Annotated in this window: 19 protein-coding genes, 2 tRNA genes and 1 pseudogene; 17 read left to right on the top strand and 5 right to left on the bottom strand. The window is 73.4% G+C overall.

Annotated elements, in window-relative coordinates:
* The 11 genes from IDM29_RS06190 to IDM29_RS06145 form a co-directional block, all read left to right on the top strand.
* The coding region (locus IDM29_RS06190) for a DUF721 domain-containing protein (protein ID WP_188037310.1) at nt 1-411 on the top strand (411 nt) is incomplete at its 5' end.
* Between the two features lie 317 nt (nt 412-728).
* The gene (gyrB, locus tag IDM29_RS06185) at nt 729-2813 is read left to right on the top strand and encodes a DNA topoisomerase (ATP-hydrolyzing) subunit B (protein WP_182112557.1); all 2085 of its coding nucleotides are present in this window, start codon (nt 729-731) and stop codon (nt 2811-2813) included.
* A gap of 95 nt (nt 2814-2908) precedes the next feature.
* Entirely contained in the window at nt 2909-5647 is a 2739-nt protein-coding gene (gene gyrA, locus IDM29_RS06180; RefSeq protein WP_182112558.1) for a DNA gyrase subunit A, read from the top strand.
* The gene (locus IDM29_RS06175) at nt 5644-6324 is read left to right on the top strand and encodes a DUF3566 domain-containing protein (protein WP_223148039.1); all 681 of its coding nucleotides are present in this window, start codon (nt 5644-5646) and stop codon (nt 6322-6324) included. Before gyrA ends, IDM29_RS06175 begins: the two co-directional genes overlap by 4 nt.
* Before the next feature lie 58 nt (nt 6325-6382).
* Nucleotides 6383-6456: transfer RNA gene (locus IDM29_RS06170), tRNA-Ile, on the top strand.
* Between the two features lie 25 nt (nt 6457-6481).
* Entirely contained in the window at nt 6482-6601 is a 120-nt protein-coding gene (locus IDM29_RS16990; protein ID WP_220457988.1) for a DLW-39 family protein, read from the top strand.
* 30 nt (nt 6602-6631) lie between these two features.
* Nucleotides 6632-6704 (top strand) — tRNA-Ala (locus IDM29_RS06165).
* Between the two features lie 60 nt (nt 6705-6764).
* Nucleotides 6765-7400, top strand: coding sequence for a methyltransferase (locus IDM29_RS06160; RefSeq protein WP_182112559.1), 636 nt, complete (start codon nt 6765-6767; stop codon nt 7398-7400).
* A 35-nt stretch (nt 7401-7435) separates the two neighbouring features.
* Nucleotides 7436-8608 carry an MFS transporter gene (locus IDM29_RS06155; protein ID WP_188037309.1) on the top strand — a complete coding sequence of 391 codons (1173 nt, stop codon included), beginning with the start codon at nt 7436-7438 and terminating at the stop codon, nt 8606-8608.
* Between the two features lie 72 nt (nt 8609-8680).
* Nucleotides 8681-9982 (top strand): endo-1,4-beta-xylanase, encoded by a 1302-nt coding sequence (locus tag IDM29_RS06150; protein WP_188037308.1) that lies wholly within the window; start codon nt 8681-8683, stop codon nt 9980-9982.
* A 45-nt stretch (nt 9983-10027) separates the two neighbouring features.
* The gene (locus tag IDM29_RS06145; RefSeq protein WP_309232682.1) at nt 10028-11044 is read left to right on the top strand and encodes a sigma-70 family RNA polymerase sigma factor; all 1017 of its coding nucleotides are present in this window, start codon (nt 10028-10030) and stop codon (nt 11042-11044) included.
* A gap of 5 nt (nt 11045-11049) precedes the next feature.
* Here the strand turns inward: IDM29_RS06145 and IDM29_RS06140 are convergent, their stop codons facing one another.
* Nucleotides 11050-12015, bottom strand: a complete 966-nt coding sequence (locus IDM29_RS06140) for a hypothetical protein (protein ID WP_188037307.1) — start codon at nt 12013-12015, stop codon at nt 11050-11052.
* Nucleotides 12016-12142: 127 nt separating this feature from the next.
* A complete protein-coding gene (locus IDM29_RS06135) occupies nt 12143-13114 on the bottom strand; it encodes a hypothetical protein (protein WP_188037306.1) in 972 nt (323 codons plus the stop codon).
* Between the two features lie 121 nt (nt 13115-13235).
* Between IDM29_RS06135 and IDM29_RS06130 the strand changes: the two genes are divergently transcribed.
* Together IDM29_RS06130 and IDM29_RS06125 are read left to right on the top strand one after the other, a co-directional pair.
* Nucleotides 13236-13772, top strand: coding sequence for a peptidylprolyl isomerase (locus IDM29_RS06130; RefSeq protein ID WP_182112564.1), 537 nt, complete (start codon nt 13236-13238; stop codon nt 13770-13772).
* Nucleotides 13769-14632: a rhomboid family intramembrane serine protease gene (locus IDM29_RS06125; RefSeq protein ID WP_188037305.1), complete on the top strand. Its 864-nt coding sequence runs from the start codon at nt 13769-13771 to the stop codon at nt 14630-14632. Before IDM29_RS06130 ends, IDM29_RS06125 begins: the two co-directional genes overlap by 4 nt.
* A 164-nt stretch (nt 14633-14796) precedes the next feature.
* Here the strand turns inward: IDM29_RS06125 and IDM29_RS06120 are convergent, their stop codons facing one another.
* A complete protein-coding gene (locus IDM29_RS06120) occupies nt 14797-15042 on the bottom strand; it encodes a cell division protein CrgA (protein WP_182112566.1) in 246 nt (81 codons plus the stop codon).
* 93 nt (nt 15043-15135) lie between these two features.
* On the opposite strand from IDM29_RS06120, the gene IDM29_RS06115 reads away from it, so the two are divergent.
* From IDM29_RS06115 to IDM29_RS06100, 4 genes are read left to right on the top strand one after another with little or no spacing between them, the layout of a single operon-like run.
* Nucleotides 15136-15960 (top strand): DUF881 domain-containing protein, encoded by an 825-nt coding sequence (locus IDM29_RS06115; RefSeq protein ID WP_188037304.1) that lies wholly within the window; start codon nt 15136-15138, stop codon nt 15958-15960.
* Nucleotides 15957-16763: a class E sortase gene (locus tag IDM29_RS06110; protein ID WP_188037303.1), complete on the top strand. Its 807-nt coding sequence runs from the start codon at nt 15957-15959 to the stop codon at nt 16761-16763. The genes IDM29_RS06115 and IDM29_RS06110 overlap by 4 nt, the downstream gene beginning before the upstream one ends.
* Nucleotides 16763-16918: a hypothetical protein gene (locus tag IDM29_RS06105; protein ID WP_182112569.1), complete on the top strand. Its 156-nt coding sequence runs from the start codon at nt 16763-16765 to the stop codon at nt 16916-16918. Before IDM29_RS06110 ends, IDM29_RS06105 begins: the two co-directional genes overlap by 1 nt.
* A 1-nt stretch (nt 16919) precedes the next feature.
* On the top strand, nt 16920-17570 hold the full coding sequence (locus tag IDM29_RS06100; RefSeq protein WP_188037302.1) for an aminodeoxychorismate/anthranilate synthase component II: 651 nt from the start codon (nt 16920-16922) through the stop codon (nt 17568-17570).
* Between the two features lie 67 nt (nt 17571-17637).
* Here IDM29_RS06100 and pknB read toward each other — a convergent pair whose 3' ends face one another.
* Nucleotides 17638-19680: a Stk1 family PASTA domain-containing Ser/Thr kinase gene (gene pknB, locus IDM29_RS06095; protein ID WP_188037301.1), complete on the bottom strand. Its 2043-nt coding sequence runs from the start codon at nt 19678-19680 to the stop codon at nt 17638-17640.
* Nucleotides 19680-20161, bottom strand: a pseudogene (locus tag IDM29_RS06090) (hypothetical protein); the annotation flags it as partial. The pseudogene IDM29_RS06090 and the gene pknB, both read right to left, overlap by 1 nt.

Below are 20161 nucleotides of genomic sequence, written 5' to 3'. Positions count from 1 at the left end.
GGCAAGCCGCGGCGTCGGCCCGTGGAGGACGCGCGGTCCGGGCCGGGCCGCGACGGTCGCGACCCGGCGCTCCTCGGCGACACGCTCGCGCGGCTCGCGGCGGAGCGCGGGTGGCGCGAGGACCTGTCGGTCGGCGGCGTCGTCGGCCGGTGGCGCGAGGTGGTCGGGGACCAGGTGGCGGACCACTGCGTCCCGGAGTCGTTCGACGACGGCCTGCTGGTGGTGCGTACGGACTCCACGGCGTGGGCGTCGAATCTCCGCCTGCTCGTCCCCCAGCTCCTCGCGACCCTGGAGCGGGAGGTCGGGGCCGACGTCGTCCGCGAGGTCAAGGTCCTCGGTCCGGCGGGCCCGGGGTGGGGCCGCGGGAGCCGGCGGGTGCCGGGCCGCGGGCCCCGGGACACCTACGGCTGACGCCGCCGCCCCGACCGTGATCACCGACCGCCGGATCCGGCCCTGTGAGGCCTTGACACCGAGTCCGTGACCACCCGGTGAGGGGTGCGCATCCCCGGGGCGCCACACCTGTGCGCGGGCGGTCGTGGAGGCCATGACCGGGTAGCATGGGACCTGTCATTCCTGGCATCCGGTCCGCCTCGTCCGAGTCAGCACGGCGCGGCGCCCGACGAGCCGCGCCCCCGCGCGGTCAGCGGTGCGCGACCCGGGGCCAGGGAACCTTCGTGTCTGCCGCCGTCCGCGTCGGCGTCCGCACCCTGTGAGGAGCACCTCTGCCCGTGGTCGACGAGAGCACGTCCGCAGCCCAGGAGCCGAGCACCCCCCGCGTCCCGAACGACGGCACCGTCGCGGCCAACAGCTACGACGCGAGCAACATCACCGTGCTCGAGGGCCTCGAGGCCGTCCGCAAGCGCCCGGGCATGTACATCGGGTCCACGGGTCCGCGCGGCCTGCACCACCTCGTCTACGAGGTCGTCGACAACTCGGTCGACGAGGCGCTCGCCGGGTACTGCACCCAGATCGACGTCACGCTGCTGGCGGACGGCGGCGTGCGCGTCAGCGACGACGGCCGCGGCATCCCGGTCGCGATCCACCCCACCGAGGGCCGCCCCACGGTCCAGGTCGTCATGACCATCCTGCACGCCGGCGGCAAGTTCGGCGGCGGCGGCTACGCGGTCTCCGGTGGCCTGCACGGCGTCGGCATCTCCGTCGTCAACGCGCTGTCCAAGCGCGTCGAGACGGTCGTCAAGCGCGACGGCTACACCTGGTACCAGTCGTTCGCCGACGGCGGGAAGCCCGTCGGCGACCTGCGCCGCGGCGAGCCGACGCAGGAGACGGGCACGACGCAGACGTTCTGGGCCGACGACTCGATCTTCGAGACGGTCGAGTTCGACTACGAGACGCTGCGGTCGCGGTTCCAGCAGTACGCGTTCCTCAACAAGGGCCTCAAGATCACGCTGACCGACGAGCGTCCGGCGCACACGGACACGGACGACGAGGTCACCTCGGCGCCCGAGGCGGAGCAGCCGGCCGGCGCGACGGCGTCGACGGGCACCAACCGGCGCAGCGTCACGTACAAGTACGACAACGGCCTCATCGACTACGTCGCCCACCTCAACTCGGCCAAGAAGGTCGAGGTCGTGCACCCGCAGGTCATCGACATCGAGTCCGAGGACACCGAGCGCCGCATCTCGGTGGAGATCGCGCTCCAGTGGACCAACGCGTACTCGGAGTCCGTGCACACGTACGCCAACACCATCTCGACGACCGAGGGCGGCACCCACGAGGAGGGCTTCCGCTCGGCGATGACGTCGCTCGTCAACCGCTACGCGCGCGAGAAGAACCTGCTGCGCGAGAAGGACGAGAACCTCACGGGCGAGGACATCCGCGAGGGCCTGACGGCCGTCATCTCGGTCAAGCTCGGCGAGCCGCAGTTCGAGGGCCAGACGAAGACCAAGCTCGGCAACACCGAGGCGCGCACGTTCGTCCAGAAGGTCGTCAACGAGCAGCTCGGTGACTGGCTGGGCTCGCACCCCAACGAGGCGCGGGACATCATCCGCAAGTCGATCCAGGCCGCGACCGCTCGCCTGGCGGCGCGCAAGGCGCGCGAGGCCACGCGCCGCAAGGGCCTGCTCGAGTCCGGCGGCATGCCGGGCAAGCTCCGGGACTGCCAGTCGAACAACCCCCAGGAGTGCGAGATCTTCATCGTGGAGGGCGACTCGGCCGGCGGCTCCGCCGTCCGGGGGCGCAACCCGCGCACGCAGGCGATCCTCCCCCTGCGCGGCAAGATCCTGAACGTCGAGCGTGCCCGCCTCGACCGCGCGCTCGGCAACCAGGAGATCCAGGCGCTCATCACGGCCTTCGGCACGGGGATCGGCGAGGACTTCACCGAGGAGAAGCTCCGCTACCACAAGATCGTGCTCATGGCCGATGCCGACGTCGACGGCCAGCACATCTGCACGCTGCTCCTGACGCTCCTGTTCCGCTACATGCGCCCGCTCATCGAGCGCGGCTACGTCTACCTGGCGCAGCCGCCGCTGTACCGGCTCAAGTGGTCGAACGCGCCGCACGACTACGTGTACTCCGACCGGGAGCGCGACGCGTTCCTGGTGGAGGGCCAGGCCGCGGGCAAGCGGATCCCCAAGGAGAACGGGATCCAGCGCTACAAGGGTCTGGGCGAGATGGACTACTCGGAGCTGTGGGAGACCACGATGGACCCCGACCAGCGCACGCTGCTCCAGGTCACGCTCGACGACGCCGCCGCGGCGGACGAGATCTTCTCGGTCCTCATGGGCGAGGACGTCGAGTCCCGCCGGTCCTTCATCCAGCGCAACGCCAAGGACGTGCGGTTCCTCGACATCTGAGGTTCCCCGACCGCGGCGGCGTGCCGCGCGGTCGGGACGCGCACGAGCACACGCAGCACGGGCCCACGACCGGGCCGGACGAGACGAGGTAGACGGTGACCGACCAGACTCCCCCCGACGGCGACCTGCCCGAGGTCGGGACGGACTCCCCGGCCGAGGTGCTGACCGACCGCGTCAGCGCGGTCGACCTCCAGCTGGAGATGCAGCGGTCCTACCTCGACTACGCCATGAGCGTCATCGTGGGTCGTGCGCTGCCGGACGTCCGCGACGGCCTCAAGCCCGTCCACCGGCGCGTCATCTACGCGATGTACGACGGCGGCTACCGCCCCGACCGCCAGTTCTCCAAGTGCAGCCGCGTCGTCGGCGACGTCATGGGCAAGTACCACCCCCACGGCGACATCGCCATCTACGACGCCCTGGTGCGACTGGTCCAGGACTGGTCGCTGCGCTACCCGCTCGTCGCCGGCCAGGGGAACTTCGGCTCCCCCGGCAACGACCCCGCGGCGGCCCCGCGGTACACCGAGTGCAAGATGGCGCCCATCGCGATGGAGATGGTGCGCGACATCGACGAGGAGACCGTCGACTTCCGCGACAACTACGACGGCCGCACGCAGGAACCTTCGGTGCTGCCCTCCCGGTTCCCGAACCTGCTGGTCAACGGCAGCTCCGGCATCGCCGTCGGCATGGCGACGAACATCCCGCCGCACAACCTGCGGGAGGTCGCGGCCGGCATCGCGTGGCACCTGGAGAACCCGGCGGCCTCGAAGGAGGAGCTCCTCGAGGCGCTCATCGAGCGGATCCCGGGGCCCGACTTCCCGACGGGCGCCACCATCCTGGGCCGGCGCGGCATCGAGGAGGCGTACCGCACGGGTCGCGGCTCGATCACCATGCGCGCGGTCGTCACGGTCGAGGAGATCCAGAACCGGATCTGCCTCGTCGTGACCGAGCTGCCCTACCAGGTGAACCCCGACACCCTCGCGGCCAAGATCGCCGACCTCGTCAAGGAGGGCCGCATCCAGGGGATCGCGGACATCCGCGACGAGACCTCGGGCCGCACCGGCCAGCGCCTGGTCATCGTGCTCAAGCGCGACGCCGTCGCGAAGGTCGTGCTCAACAACCTCTACAAGCACACCCAGCTGCAGGACAACTTCGGCGCGAACATGCTCGCGCTGGTCGACGACGTCCCGCGCACGCTGAGCATCGACGCGTTCGTGCGGCACTGGGTCACCCACCAGCTCGACGTGATCGTGCGCCGCACCGCGTACCGCCTGCGGCAGGCGCAGGAGCGCGCGCACATCCTGCGCGGCTACCTCAAGGCGCTCGACGCTCTCGACGAGGTCATCGCGCTCATCCGTGCGTCGGCCACGGTCGAGGAGGCCCGCGACGGGCTCATGGCGCTGCTCGACGTGGACGAGATCCAGGCGCGCGCGATCCTCAACCTCCAGCTGCGCCAGCTCGCCGCCCTCGAGCGCCAGAAGATCACCGACGAGTACGACGGCCTCATGGTCAAGATCGCCGACTACGAGAGCATCCTGGCGGACCCGCAGCGCCAGCGGGACATCGTGCAGACCGAGCTCGACGAGATCGTCGCCAAGTACGGCGACGACCGCCGCACGCAGATCCTGCCGTTCGCCGGCGAGGTCTCCATGGAGGACCTCATCGCCGAGGAGGAGGTCGTCGTGACGATCACCCGCGGCGGCTACGCCAAGCGCACGCGCAGCGACCAGTACCGGGTGCAGAAGCGCGGCGGCAAGGGCGTGCGCGGCGCACAGCTGCGCGCGGACGACGTCGTCGAGCACTTCGGCGTCACGACGACGCACCACTGGCTGCTCTTCTTCACCAACCTCGGTCGCGTGTACCGCGCCAAGACGTACGAGCTGCCCGAGGGCGGGCGGGACTCCAAGGGTCAGCACGTCGCCAACCTGCTGGCCTTCCAGCCGGGCGAGCAGATCGCCAAGGTCATCGACCTGCGCGACTACGACCAGGCGGAGTACCTCGTCCTGGCGACCCGCCGCGGCCTGGTGAAGAAGACGCGGCTCTCGGACTACGACTCGAACCGCTCGGGTGGCCTCATCGCGATCAACCTGCGCGAGGACGAGGACGGCACGCCGGACGAGCTGGTCTCCGCCGTGCTCGCGGACGAGGACTCCGAGCTGCTGCTCGTGTCCCGCAAGGGCCAGGCCGTGCGCTTCCACGCGTCGGCCGACCAGCTCCGTCCCATGGGCCGCGCGACGTCGGGCGTCACGGGCATGAAGTTCAAGACCGACGACGACGAGCTGCTGTCGATGCACGTCATCGAGGAGGGCTCCTACCTCGTCACCGTGACCGACGGCGGCACGGCGAAGCGCTCGGACATGCACCGGGTGAACCGCGACGGGAACCTGGAGTACCGCCGGACCAACCGCGGCACGCAGGGCGTGCGCGCCGCCAGGCTGCCCGACGACCGCGGCAAGCTCGTCGGCGCGATCATGGCGCACCAGGACGACGAGATCCTCGTGGTGATGGAGCGCGGCAAGGTCGTGCGCTCCCAGGTGGGCGAGCTGCCCGTGCACGGGCGCGACGCGACGGGCGTCATCCTCGCCAAGCCGGACGCGGGTGACCACATCCTGGCCGTCGCGCGCAACGTGGAGCGCAACCTCGCGGGAGATGCGGCTACCGTGGGGGACGAGGCCGACGTCGACGGTCCCGAGGTCGTCCTGGAGTCTGACGTGGACGGCGACGAGGCCGGTGCAGAATCGTCCGGGCCGGCCACGTCCGACGAGCAGCCCGGAGACGAGCAGTCCACCGACGACCCGGGTGACGCGCAGCCGGCACCGATCGAGGGAGACCGATGAGCACCGACGGGACCCAGCCGCCGTCCATCGCACCGCAGCGCCCCGCGGCCAAGCCGGGCTCGACCGGAGCCGGCACGGCGGTGCGGCCCGGCGCGGCTCCGGCCACCGGGACGCCGTCGACCCCGGCGCGGGAGCCGGACGAGTCCGGCGCGAGCGGACGGTCCTTCACCGAGCGGATGAAGCAGTCGGCGCAGGGCGCGGTGGAGACGGCGCGCACGGCGCTGCCCACCAAGGACGCCACGGAGCCGGCGAAGCCCGCACGGACCTCCACGAAGCCGGCCGCCGCGGCCTCCACGTCGTCGATCTCGGGATCGGGCCCGCGCCGCGTGCGGCTGTCCGTCGCCCGGATCGACCCGTGGTCGGTCATGAAGCTGTCGTTCCTGCTGTCCGTCGCGGTCGGGATCATGATCGTCGTCGCGGCCGCGGTCGTCTGGTACACCCTCGACGGCCTGCACGTGTTCGCCTCGGTGAACGACATCGCCGCGACCCTCTCGGGCTCGGAGACGTTCTTCCGCGTCGAGGACTACCTCGGCTTCGAGCGGATCATCTCGCTGGCGACCATGGTCGGCGTCATCGACATCGTGCTGCTCACGGCGCTGTCGACCATCGGGGCGTTCCTCTACAACATCGTCGCCGCGCTCGTCGGCGGCGTGCACCTGACCCTCACCGACGACTGACGGGTTTGGGCGGCGCCCGCACGCTGGGGTACTCTCGTGCGGCGCCGTCTCGGTGCTCGGGCCTATAGCTCAGACGGTTAGAGCGCTTCCCTGATAAGGAAGAGGTCAGAGGTTCAAGTCCTCTTAGGCCCACCCCCTCGCACCACCGGAGGAACGCATGAAGAAGCTCCTCATCGCCCTGCTGGCTGCCGCCGCGGGCTACCTGGTGTGGCGCACGTACGCGGAGGACCGCGACGAGCGCGACCTGTGGACCGAGGTCACCGACGAGCTCGACTGAGCCGTCGCCCGGTCCCGGCCGGTCCACCCGGGGGCCATGGCGCAATTGGTAGCGCACCTGCTTTGCAAGCAGGGGGTTAGGGGTTCGAGTCCCCTTGGCTCCACCCCGTGATCGCACGCCCTGTGCGCGCGCCGGCCGGCGCCGTGGGCGAGGATGGTCGGCGATGCAGACCCAGACCGTCGACTTCGGCCCGCTCCTCGTGACGTTCGACGAGCGGGTGCTGCGCCCCCGTCCGTGGACGCTGCTCCAGGCACGCTGGGCGGCCGAGGTGGCCGCAGGACTGCCGCCCGGGGCGATCCTCGAGCTGTGCTCCGGTGCGGGGCAGATCGGGCAGGCCGCCGCCGTGCTCGCTCGCCGGGACCTGGTCCAGGTCGACGTCGACCCGCACGCGTGCCGGCTGGCGACGGCCAACGCGCGCGCGAACGTCACGGACGTCTCGGTCGAGGTCCGCTGCGGCGCGATGGAGTCGGCCGTCGGGCCCCACGAGCGGTTCGCCGTCGTGCTGGCGGACCCGCCCTACGTGCCCCGCGAGGACGTGGATGCGTGGCCGCAGGACCCTGTGGTCGCGATCGACGGCGGGCCCGACGGCCTCGACCTGCCGCGCCGGTGCCTGGCGGTCGCGGGGGCGCACGTCGCGCCGGGCGGGGTGGTGCTCCTCCAGGCGCTGGGCAGCGCCCAGGTGGCGGCGCTCGCCGACGACATCGCCGCCGCGGGCCTGGAGGTGGCCGACGTCCGGTCGCAGGACGACCGCCGGGCCGTCGCGCTCCTGCGTCCCCGACGACGAGGTCCCGCCGGGTAGCGACGGGACCGGTCGGGTGCCGCTAGCGTCCGGTCATGAGATGGCGCGTGAGCCGCCGGAGCGCGTCGACCACCGGCGCCGCGCTCGTCGGCGGGTCCGCGGACGTCCTCGACTTCCTCCTGCCGCTGTGGGTCGGGGCCGCGCTGGGCGCGACGCCGACGCAGATCGGTGCCCTGGTCGCCCTCGAGCTCGCGGTCTCGTTCGCCGCCCGGCCGGTCGCGGGCAGGCTGGTCGACACGCGTGAGCGCTCGCGGGTGGCCGCGGCCGGTGCCGTGCTCTGCGCGCTGGCGTGCGGGGGGTACGCCGTGGCACCCGGGCTCGGCGTCGCGTTCGTGGCGGCGGCGGCGAGCGGCGCCGGCGGCGCGCTGCTGTGGGTCGCGGTCCGGGCGATCACCGCCGAACGCCTCGAGGAGGACGACGGCGCGTTCGCCGGCCTGTACTCGGCCGTCGCCTTCGCGTCGTGGTTCTTCTGGGTTCCCTCGCTCGTGCTCCTGCCCACGCTCGGCTACCGCGGGGTCTTCGCCGCCCTGGGCGTCGCCTGCCTCGTCGCGGCGGCGCTGCTGATGCGCTCCGTCCGCCGCGAGCCCGTCCAGCACCCACCGGACGCCTCGGTGTGGCGAGACGTGCGGCGCATGTCGCCGCTGCTCGCCGTCGTGGCGCTCACCTCGGTGGCGGAGGCCGGCGTCGGCCTGATCCTCCTGCTGCACCTGCAGCGCGCCTTCGAGCTCGAGGTCCACGAGATCGCGCTGGTCTTCCTGCCGGGTGGGATCGCGATGACGGTGCTGCCGAGGGCGCTGCACCGCCTCACCGGGCGGCACGGACGGCGCGCGGTGTACGCCGCGGGTTCGATCGGCTCGGCGCTCTTCGCCGCCGGGCTCGCGCTGGCACCGGGCCCGCTGGTGATCGCCGCGCTGTGGGTCCTCACCGCCACGGCGTGGGCGGCGCTGACGCCGATCCACGAGGCCGCCGTCGCGCACGTCAGCGGTACGCGCACCGGCCGCGGCATGAGCCTGCTCGGGAACGCGGGACTCGCGGGCGCGGCCACCGGGTCGCTGCTGGCCGGCGCCCTGTACGAGGCGACGTCGTGGCAGGTGGTGTGCGGGCTGCTGGCGGCGCTGATCGCGGTCGGCGCGATCGCCGGCCCGCTCGCCCTCGCGCGGCTCGGCGTCCCGGACCGCCCGCGGCCGGCGCCGGTCCCGGCCGGCTGACCCCCGCACCGCCCCGGGCGTCCGGGCTCTGTTCATCGTTACCCTGATCGCCTCGACGACGAGGAGACGCCCGTGCCCAGCTCCCCCACGCCCGACCCGACCTTCGCGCACCGCACCGCTGACGCGACGCTGACCGTCCTGGGGCCCGACGGCGCCCCGCTGCGCGACGCGGACGTCGTCGTCGCCCAGACGCGGCACGCGTTCGGCCTCGGAAACATCGGGTTCGAGTTCATCCCGCTCGCGAACGACGAGCTGAGCGACGACGGCGCGCCGGCGGGCGGCCGGCCGGCGCTGGGCGAGGCCGAGGGCACGCGGCTGTCGCGTGCGCAGGCGCAGCACCTCGCCGACCTGTGGCTGGACGTGTTCAACACGGCGACCCTCCCCTTCTACTGGGGCCGGTTCGAGCCCGTGCGCGGCAGACCCGACACGGCCCGCCTGCGCCGGACGGCCGAGTGGTTCGCCGAGCGCGGGGTCGCGCTCAAGGGCCACCCGCTCATGTGGCACACGGTCCAGCCGGACTGGCTGCTCGACCTGCCGACCGACGAGGTGGAGCGCCTCCAGCGCGAGCGCATCCGGCGCGAGGTCGGCGACTTCTCGGGGCTGATCGACACGTGGGACGCGATCAACGAGGTCGTGATCATGCCCGTGTTCGAGAACGGCGCCAACGGCATCACGCCGCTGGCGCGCGAGCGCGGCCGCATCGCGACCATCCGCCTCGCCTTCGAGGAGGCGCGCGCGACCAACCCGTCCGCGACCCTGCTCCTCAACGACTTCGACATGTCCACGGCGTACGAGTGCCTCATCGAGGGAGTGCTCGAGGCGGGCATCCAGGTCGACGTCCTGGGCCTGCAGAGCCACATGCACCAGGGCTACTGGGGCGAGGAGAAGACGCTCGCGATCCTCGACCGGTTCTCGCGCTACGGGCTGCCGATCCACTTCACCGAGACCACGCTGCTGTCGGGGCACCTCATGCCGCCCGAGCTCGAAGACCTCAACGACTACCAGATCCCCCACTGGCCCACGACGCCCGACGGCGAGGCGCGGCAGGCGGACGAGGTCGAGCGGCACTACCGCACGCTCGCCTCGCACCCCTCGGTGCAGGGCGTCACCTACTGGGGCCTGTCCGACGGCGACATGTGGCTCGGCGCGCCCGGCGGCCTCGTGCGCGCGGACGGCACGCCCAAGCCCTCGTACGACGCGCTGCGCCGCCTGGTCAAGGACGAGTGGTGGCTGGCGCCCACGGCGCTGCGCACGGATGCGCAGGGCCGCGTGGGCGTCCGTGGCTGGCTCGGCGACTACGAGGTGCGCGCCGGCGGGCGTGCGGCGGCGTTCACGCTCGAGGCGGGGGCAGCGCCCGAGGTCACGCTGGGTTGAGCGATACCCCTGTGCCGTGTCGGCGCGCGGGGGTACCGTCGCCGGGTGAGCGCAGAGGCGGATGCACTGCCCGGCACCGGTGAACCGCGACCCGAGTTCGAGGAGCTCGTCGCGCCACTGCGGCGCGAGCTCACGGCGCACTGCTACCGGATGGTCGGCTCGGTGCACGAGGCCGAGGACCTGGTCCAGGAGACCTACCTGCGCGCCTGGCGGGCCTACGACGGCTTCGAGCACCGCTCGTCCGTCCGCACCTGGATGTACCGCATCGCCACCAACGCATGCCTCACCGCGCTCGAGGGCCGCGCGCGGCGCCCGCTGCCCGTCGGGCTCGGCGCTCCGCCGGCGGACCCCCGCGGCGACCTGCACGCGCAGCGCGAGACGGCGTGGGTCGAACCGCTGCCCGACGCGGTGGTCTGGGCGTCACCCGAGGAGGACCCGGCCGATGTCGCCGTGAGCCGGGAGAGCGTGCGGCTCGCGCTCGTCGCGGCGCTGCAGGAGCTCACGGCGCAGCAGCGCGCCGTCGTGCTGCTGTGCGACGTCCTGCGCTGGCGTGCCGCGGAGGCGGCGGCCGCGCTCGGCCTGAGCGTCGGCGCCGTGACCAGCACCCTGCAGCGCGCCCGCAACCACCTCGCGCGCCGGCGTGAGGACGAGCCCGTCGCGCTGGACGCCGGCGACCCGCGCGCCGCCGAGCTGCTGGCGCGCTACCAGCGCGCCTTCGAGGACTACGACATGGACGGCCTCGTGGGCGTCCTCACCGAGGACGCCCAGTGGCAGATGCCGCCGTTCCTCGAGTGGTTCCAGGGCGGGGCGGACATCGCCGACCTGATCCGCACCCGCTGCCCGGCCCAGCGCGCCGGGGACATGCGCTTCGTCTCGACGTCCGCCAACGGGGTCCCCGCGCTCGCGATGTACATGCGCGGGCCCGACGGGGTGCACCGCGCGTTCCAGATCCAGCACCCCGTGGTCACGGCCGACGGCGTGGCCCACGTGACCGCCTGGTTCGGCGAGCACCACTTCACCGCGCTCGGCCTGTCGCTCGAGCTGCCGACCGACCCGGCCTGACGGACCTACGCACCGTCCCCGGGCGCCGGCGGTGGACCGAGCTCCTCGAGCGCGGCCCCGAGCATCCCGGTCGCGTCGACGGACACGCGGTCGGACCCCAGGCGCGTGACCTGCTCCCACGCACCGTCGCGCCAGAAGTAGAGGTGCGGGCTCAGCGTCCCCACGGCGGTCACCTCCTCGCGCGTGACGCGCAGCATGGTCTCGAGCGCCCCGACGATGTCCCACTCCGTCACCGGGTGCACCACCACGAGGTGCCGGTTCGGCACCGCGACCAGGACGCCGTGCCGCGGCGTCTCCAGCCGGAAGTCCTCCGCCAGCAGGTGCTCCATCACCAGCACCCGGCTGGCGTGGAAGAAGCCGCCGGTGCTCAGGCGCACCCCGAAGGCGAGCTCCGCCGTCATCTCCGCACGCTGGGTACGCAGGTTGGCCAGGCCCAGCCGCTCGACCACGTCCCACCCGCCCAGCTCGTCGACCGCCGGCCCCGCGGCGAGCGTGCGCACGTGCTCGGGGTGGTCCACGGCCGCGACAGCGACCAGGTCGCCGACGACGTGCCGCCGGGGGCCCTCGGCGGGGAGCGCGTCCGTCGGCAGGAGCCGGAGGAAGAGGTGGGACGGGACGTCGTCCAGGCCCGCGAAGGGGTCCGGCCCCAAGGCGCCGATCATGGTGCGGGCGTGCCTGGCGAACAGCTCCGGCCACTCGTGCTCGGGGAGCCGCGCCGCCGCGGCCGCGACGTTGTCGAGCCCGTAGACGGCCTCGATCCCGCGCAGCACCGCGCCGTCGGGCGTCGTCTCCACGCCCGCCGCGGCGAACGCCTCGCGGGCGCCGGCGCGGAGCAGGGCGGCCCGATGCCGGTCGAGCACGGGCAGGTCGGGGTCCGGAAGGAGGCGAGTGTCCGCGTCCGCCGGTGCGGGCGCGGGCGTGGGCGTCGCGGACTGGGGCGTGCGTGACGAGCGGCGACGGAACCAGCGCATCCACCCACCCTGGCCGCCGCTCCCCCGGCGCGTCACCGCCGATCGGGTGCCGAGACCACCGACGACGGCGGGGCCCGGCACCGTGAGGTGCCCGGCCCCGCCGGGTCGTGCTGTGGACGTCAGGCGCTCAGCCGTCCGAGCCCTTCGCGGTGTGCGAGGGGTCGTCCGTCTGGCCCGGCACGTCGGTCGGGATCTTGTCCGCGTCGAGCGGCAGCCCGCTGTGGTCGCTCGGCTCGTCCGTCGCGCCAGGTGCCGTGCCGCTGCCCGTCTTGTCCGTGCTCATGGTGCCCTCCGGTGTCTCGATCGCCTCGGTGACCTCGTCGTCCCCGAGCACGGCGTCTGCCCGGCCGGCGGCGCGGCGCCGCGGCGAGGCCTTGCGTGCCTTCTCGGCGGCCTCGCGCGCCAGCGCGGCGGCCCTCTCCGTCGCCTCACGCGTGCGGGCGACGGTCTCGCCCGCCGCCTCGCCGACCGTCTCGGCCGCGTCGGCGAGCTCGTAGCGGACGTCGGCGGCGGCGGCCTTGAGCCGCTCCGAGCCGGTGTCCTCGGTCTCCCACGGCTGCTCGGCCCACGGGTCCGTCGTCGGACGGCTGCGGCGCCAGGCCCCGACGGCCCCCACGATGCCGACGACCCCGGCGACGAGCCAGAACACCTTCGCGAACCGGTGCGACTTCGGCGGGGCCGGCGGCTCGACGTGGGCGATCTCGCTCAGCTTGGTGGACGCGGCGTCGCGGGCCTTGTCGGCCCCGGCCGCGGCGGCGACGGCGGCCGCGTTGACGGCCGCGACGATCTTCGGCAGGAGCTCGTCGACGAAGCGGTCGTGCGCGGACTCGACGATCGGCAGCGACTTCTCGGCGGCCTTCTCGACGCGCGGGGCGGCGGCGGCCGTGGCGTCGTGCAGGGCCTTCTCGACGCGCGGCGTCGCCCACCCCTTCGCCTGCAGCGCGGCGGCCTTGGCCTCTTCGCCGAGGCGGGCCGCGGCGATGCCGGCCTGTGCTGACGCGTCGGCGAGGGCGGCCTGGACGTGGGCGGCGTGTGCCTTGAGGTCATCCACCTCCACGACGGGTACGGCTGTCGTACGGCGGCGAATGCGGTCGAACATGGTCGACTCCCTGCTTTCGGCGGACGGGGACCCGCCCGGTGCCAGCCCGGGCGCTCGTGCTGGTGCCCATCGTGCCACCGTCGGGCGGGCTGCGCCCTGCGCTGCGTGCGAGGATGTGGTCATGTTCGCGACCCTTCACACGACCGCAGGCGACATCCGCGTCGAGCTCTTCCCGAACCAGGCGCCCAAGACGGTGAAGAACTTCACCGGGCTGGCCACCGGCACCACGACGTGGACGGACCCGGCCACGGGTGCCGAGCGGAACGACCCGCTGTACGACGGCGTCGTCTTCCACCGCGTCATCCCCGGGTTCATGATCCAGGGCGGCGACCCGCTGGGCACCGGCACCGGCGGCCCCGGCTACAGCTTCGACGACGAGATCTCCGAGCTCCGCTTCGACCAGCCCTACCTGCTGGCCATGGCCAACGCCGGCCTGCGCCGCGACCCGGTCACGGGCCGTACCGGCGGCACCAACGGCTCGCAGTTCTTCATCACGGTGACGCCCACGCCGCACCTCAACGGCAAGCACACGATCTTCGGCAAGGTCGCCGACGACGAGAGCCGCGCCGTGGTCGACGCGATCGCCGCGACGCGCACGGGCCGCGGCGACCGGCCCGTCGAGGACATCGTCATCACCTCGGTGACCGTCGAGGAGTGAGCACTCCGTCGGCCGCACCGGGACCCGCCTACGGCGCGGTCCCGGTGTGCCCGCGCCACCCCGACCGCGTCTCGTACGTCCGGTGCCAGCGCTGCGAGCGCCCCGTGTGCGCCGAGTGCCAGCGCCCTGCCGCCGTCGGCGTGCACTGCGTCGACTGCGTGCGCGAGGCGTCCCGCACGGCGCCGGCGCGCCGCACGGTCTTCGGTGCCCCCGTGCGCACCGGGCCCCCGGTGGTGACCCTGACCCTCATCGGGCTGTGCGTCGTCAGCTACCTCCTGCAGTGGGCCGTGGGCTGGCCGTGGACCGAGCGGCTCGTGTTCCAGCCGGCCGCCGCCGAGGCCCAGCCGTGGCGCTTCCTCACCGCGGGGTTCCTGCACTCCACCCAGGGGTACCTCGCGTTCACCCACATCGCGTTCAACATGTACGCGCTGTGGCTGCTCGGGCGTGAGCTGGAGCTGGCCCTCGGCCGGTGGCGCTTCCTCACGCTGTACCTCGCCTCCGGCCTCGGCGGCAACGTGCTGTACCTGCTCCTGGCGGACGGTGCGAGCTGGTGGCAGATCGTCCTGGGGGCGTCGGGCGGGGTCTTCGGGCTCTTCGGCGCGATCGTCGTCGTGCTCCGTCGCATGGGCCGCAGCGCGCGTCCCATCCTGGCGATCATCGGCATCAACGCGGTCATCGGCTTCGTGGTCCCCAACGTGGCCTGGCAGGGTCACCTCGGCGGGCTGCTCGTGGGCCTCGCGCTCGGCGCCGCCTACGCCTACGCACCGCGGGAGCGGCGCACGCTCGTGGGCGTCGGGGCGAGCATGCTGGTCGTCGTCGTCCTCGTCCTGCTGGCGGCGCTGCGGTACGCCACGGTGTGAACCGTCCACAGGCGGGTCACACCGGGGGAACTACACGGGTGTAGTTATCCACAGAGTTGTGCACTCCTGGGGAGAACTCTCGGCGGCGCCGGACGCACGAGAGCCCTCGTCCCGGGGGACGAGGGCTCTCGGAGCGCGGGGCCGGCCGTCAGGGGCCGGCGCCGTCAGTGCCAGCGCGTGGTGAGCGAGAATCCGGCGATGATGAGGACGAACCCGACCGCGAGGTTCCAGCTGCCGATGCCCGGGATCGGGTACTGCGACTGGAAGATGTAGGTCACGACGACCCAGATCAGGCCGACGATCATCAGACCCAGCATCGTGGGGACGAGCCAGCGGGGGTTGGTCTTCGGCCCCTGCGCCGCGGGCGGCGGGACGTACGCCGGCTTCTTGCGCGGCTTCGACTCGGGCACGGTGGATCTCCTGGCGCAGCGGTGGTCCGGCACGGGAGGCCGGAGGTTCGTCGTCTAGCGTAGTGGCACGGTCCGGGCCCGGAGGGAGGCGACATGTCGGAGCGAGGCAAGCACGCCCACGACGACGCCGACCCCGCTCCGGAGACCGACCACGCCGGGGACCGGACCGGCGGGCGGGCACCGTGGGGCGGCGCGGTCGCCGTGAGCCTCGTGCTGGTGATGGCGGGCTTCCTGTTCGCCGCCAACGCCCGCCTCGCGGGAGGGCCCGACGGCCGTCAGCCGCAGGACCTCGCCGGCCTGGTCGAGGTGGAGTCGGCGCGGCTGGGAGAGATCGAGGCGGAGGTGCGTGACCTCGAGGCGGAGGTGGGCCTGCTCACGGACGCCCAGGTGGGCGACCTGCCCATGCTCGACCCGACGACCGCCGAGCTGGAGGCGCTGGCCGCAGGGCTCCAGCCGGTCGAGGGTCCGGGCCTGACGGTGCGCCTCAGCGACGCGCCGGCGAACGTTCCCCGCCCCGACGACGTGACCAACGACGACCTCGTCGTGCACCAGCAGGACCTCCAGGCGGTCATCAACGGCCTCTGGGCGGGCGGGGCGGAGGCCATGACGCTGCAGGGCCAGCGCGTGGTCGCGACGTCCGCCTTCCGGTGCGTCGGCAACGTGCTGCTGCTCCACGGGCGCACCTACTCCCCGCCCTTCGTGGTGCGCGCCGTCGGGGACCCCGACGAGCTGCGCGCCTCGCTGCTCCAGTCGCCGGCGATCCAGGAGTACCTGCAGTGGGTCGACGCCGTCGGCCTCGGGTGGTCCACCACGGTGGAGGGTGACCTGGAGCTCCCCGCCTACGAGGGCAGCGCCGATCTGCAGTACGCCGACGTCCCGGACGGCGTCGACGTCTTCGCGGCGGGGAGCGCATCATGACCGTCGCCGACCAGCGGCCCGCCGCGGCCCGTCACCGGCAGCCCGAGCGGAGGGCGACCGGCCACCGTGGCGCGACGGTCGTGGGCGTCCTGGGCGAGGTGCTCATCACCCTCGGCGTGCTCCTCGCGCTGTTCGTGGTCTGGCAGCTGTGGTGGACCGACGTCGCGGCGGGAGCCGACCAGCGCAGGGCCATCGCCGACCTCGACTGGGTCGTCTCCGAGCCGGAGGCACGGGACGAGGCGGAGACGGAGACGGAGACGACCGGACCGCGCTACGACGAGCCGGCGCCGGTCATGGCGGAGCCGGCGAACCTGACGACGTTCGCGACGCTGCAGGTCCCGCGGTTCGGGCCGGACTTCATGCCGACCATCACCCAGGGGACCAGCCGGCCCGACGTGCTCGACAAGGGCGGCCTCGGCCACTACGAGGGCACGGCCATGCCGGGCCAGATCGGGAACTTCGCCGTCGCGGGCCACCGCACGACGTACGGCAAGCCGCTCAACCGCGCGGCCGAGCTCCAGGTGGGCGACCCCCTCATCGTCCAGACGCCGGACGCCTGGTACGTCTACCGGGTCACCGGCCACGAGATCGTGCTGCCGCACCAGGTCGAGGTCGTCGCGCCGGTGCCGAACAACCCGGGCGCGACCCCGACCGTCGCGAGCATGACGCTGACGACGTGCCACCCGATGTTCTCCGCGCGGGAGCGCTACGTCGTCCACTCCGAGCTCGACTACTGGATGCCGGTCTCGGACGGCGTGCCGCCGGACCTCGTGGCCCCCGCCGACCCCTCCGGAGGTGCCTGATGTACGCCTGGCTGTGGCGTGCCCTCCCCGGCCCGGCGTGGGTCCGGGCGCTGATCATGGTGGCGCTCGCCGCGGCGGTCGTCGCCGCCTGCTTCACGTGGGTCTTCCCGGCGATCGCCCCCCTCATGCCCTTCAACGAGACCACGGTGGACTGACATGACCCGGATCCTCGTCGTGGACAACTACGACTCCTTCGTCTACACGATCGTCGGCTACCTCGACCAGCTCGGGGCCGAGACCGTCGTCGTGCGCAACGACGCCGTGCCGCCGCTCGCCGAGCGCGAGGGGTACGACGGCGTCCTGATCTCACCCGGTCCGGGTACGCCCCGTGCGGCCGGCCAGAGCATGGACGTCATCCGCGACTGCGCGGGCACGGGCACGCCCATGCTCGGCGTCTGCCTCGGGCACCAGGCCCTGGCGGAGGTCTACGGCGCGACGGTCACGCACGCGCCGGAGCTGATGCACGGCAAGACCAGCGCGGTCCAGCACGACGGCGCGGGGGTCCTGGCGGGCCTGGACGTGCCGTTCACGGCGACGCGGTACCACTCCCTCGCCGTGGTGGACGGCACCGTGCCGGACGACCTCGTCGTGACCGCGCGCACGGCGCCCGGCGCCGGACTTGGGGTGATCATGGGCTTGCAGCACCGTGAGCTGCCGCTGCACGGCGTGCAGTTCCACCCGGAGTCGGTCCTGACCGAGGGCGGCCACCGGCTCCTCGCGAACTGGCTCGAGGTCTGCGGGCTGGACGGTGCTGTCGAGGCGTCGGCGGGCATGGCGCCCCTGGTGCGCGAGGCCGCGCGCTCCTGACGGCGGACGGACGAAGGGCCCGCCGCGTGTGCGCGGCGGGCCCCTTGTCGTCGTCGTCAGCCGAGGGCTACGCGTCGTCGTCGGGTGCCGGCTCCTTGCCCTTGGACAGGATGACCGTCACCGTCGATCCTTCGTCCACCGAGGTCCCTGCTGCGGGCTCCGTGCGCACGACGCGGCCCTCCGGCTGCGTGGCGTCGAAGACGGCCTCGCCGGCGACGGAGTTGAGGCCCGCGGCGCCGAGCTGCGCCGCCGCCTCGTCGTAGCGCTTGCCCGTCACGTCCGGCACGGAGACCTTCTCGATGACCGGCGCGGTCGCGACCGTGATGCCGACCTCCGAGCCCTGCGGCACGGGGCCCGGCGTGCGGCTCTGTGCGATGACCGTCCCGGGGGGCGCGTCGCCTGTCGCCTCCTCGCTGATCGAGGGGATGAGGCCGAGGGCGACGAGCTCGCCGCGCGCCTGCTCGAGCGTGCGGGGCGGGTCGAGGAGGTTCGGCAGCTGGACGAGGCCCGTGGACAGCACGAGCGTCACGGGGGTGGCGGTGGGGTCCACGGCGGTCCCCGCGGCGGGGTCCGTGCGGATCACCCGGTCCTTGTCGACGTCCGGGCTGTCCTCGGTCGACACCGAGATGTCCGTGAAGCCGAGCCGCTCGAGCTCCGCGCGGGCCTGCTGCTGCGTGTAGTTCGACATGTCGGGGATCTCGACCTCCTCGGCGCCCTCCGAGACCACGACCTGCACGGTGGCTCCCTCGTCGACCTGCTCGTCGGCGCCGGGGTCCGTGCTGATGACGAAGCCGGCCTGCACCTCGAGGCTCGGCTCGCTGACGCGCTCGAACTCCAGGCCGAGGTCGGTGATGGCTGCGCGCGCCTGCGCCTCGTCCATCCCCACGACGTTGGGGACGGTGACGAGCACCGGTTCCTCCTCGCCGCCGCCCTGGGTCAGCACGATCGCGATGCCGATCACGGCCGCGAGGGCGACGCCGATGAGGACCCACAGGATCCAGCGCCGCCTGGGCGCCTCGTCCTCGTCGGGGTCCGTGCCCTGCGTCGTCCTGGTCGTGGTGCCCGTGCCGGCACCCCCGACCTGGGACCAGGGCGCGGCCCCGGTCGGCGGCAGCGCCTGCGTGGCACCCGCGCCGGCACCCATCACCTGGGTCGCGGCGGTCTGCGGGCCGGGGCGCAGCACCTCGGTCGCCGCGGCCCCAGCGAGGGCCCCGGCGGCGAGGGCGCCGACCGCGGGTGCGTTGACGTGCCCGCCCCGCAGGGCCGACTCGAGGTCCGCACGGAACTCGGCCGCGGAGCTGTAGCGCTGGTCCCGGTCCTTGGCGAGGGCCTTGGACGTGATGCGGTCCAGCGCCTCCGGGATGTCGGACGCGAACGTGCTGGGCGGCGGCGCCTGCTCGCGCGCGTGCTGGTAGGCCACGGCCACCGGCGAGTCGCCGATGAAGGGCGGGCGGCCCGTCAGCAGCTCGAACAGCAGGCAGCCGGTCGAGTACAGGTCGCTGCGGGAGTCGACCTGCTCGCCGCGAGCCTGCTCGGGGGAGAGGTACTGGGCCGTCCCGATGACGGCCTGCGTCTGCGTCATCGTCCCGGCGGAGTCGGCCATCGCGCGGGCGATGCCGAAGTCCATGACCTTGACCGCGCCGGTGGGCGTCAGCATGACGTTCGCGGGCTTGATGTCGCGGTGCACGATGCCGGCGTGGTGGGAGTACTCGAGCGCCGAGAGCACGCCGGCGGTGATCTCTACGGCCTCCTCGATCGGCACGGCCGTGCCGTCCCGCAGGATGTCGCGGACCGTGTGGCCCTCGACGTACTCCATGACGATGAACGGCACGTGCGAGACGGCGCCGCCGGGCTCGGTGAAGATGTCCTCGCCGGTGTCGTAGACGGCGACGATCGCCGGGTGGTTGAGCGAGGCAGCCGCCTGCGCCTCCCGGCGGAAGCGGGCCTGGAAGGACGGGTCGCGCGCGAGGTCCGAGCGGAGGATCTTGATCGCGACCGTGCGGCCCAGGCGCGTGTCGTGGCCGATGTGGACCTCGGCCATCCCGCCGCGCCCGATGAGCTCGCCGACCTCGTAGCGGCCGCCGAGGATTCGGGGTGCGTCGTCCACCACTACAGGTTCCTCGCTGTCGTCGTCTGCGGTGCGCGGTTCGCCGCGCCGCCCTGGTGCGCGCCCGGTCGGGCGCCGTGCTCTGGGTCAGCGCTCGCGGGCGCTGCGGCGTCCAGGGTACGCAGCGGCAGCATCCCACGTCCCGTGGCGTCCGTGCCGGACGCCACGACGGCGGGGGCACCCTGGCCGAGGCCGCCGGCGGCCGGCGCGCCCCACACCCGGTCCGCGAAGACGGCGCCGAGGACCGCGAAGAGCACCACGAGGACCAGCGCGACGAGCGGGCGCGACACCCGTCCCCAGCGCTTGCCGGTCGTCGTGGAGGTGCGCGGGGGACCGGACGGTCCCCGTGCCGGGCGACCCGGGGCGGGCGGCACGGCACGGGGCGCCGCGAACACCCGCGGGTGGCTGGCGTCCTCGTCCGCCGTGAGCGCCTCGGCGACGGCCTCGGCCGCACGCTCCCACGCCGCGGCCTCGGGCCGCTGCG

Source organism: Actinotalea sp. JY-7885 (assembly GCF_014525465.1).
Taxonomy (GTDB): Bacteria; Actinomycetota; Actinomycetes; order Actinomycetales; family Cellulomonadaceae; genus Actinotalea.
This window is presented reverse-complemented; position numbering and strand designations above follow the sequence as displayed.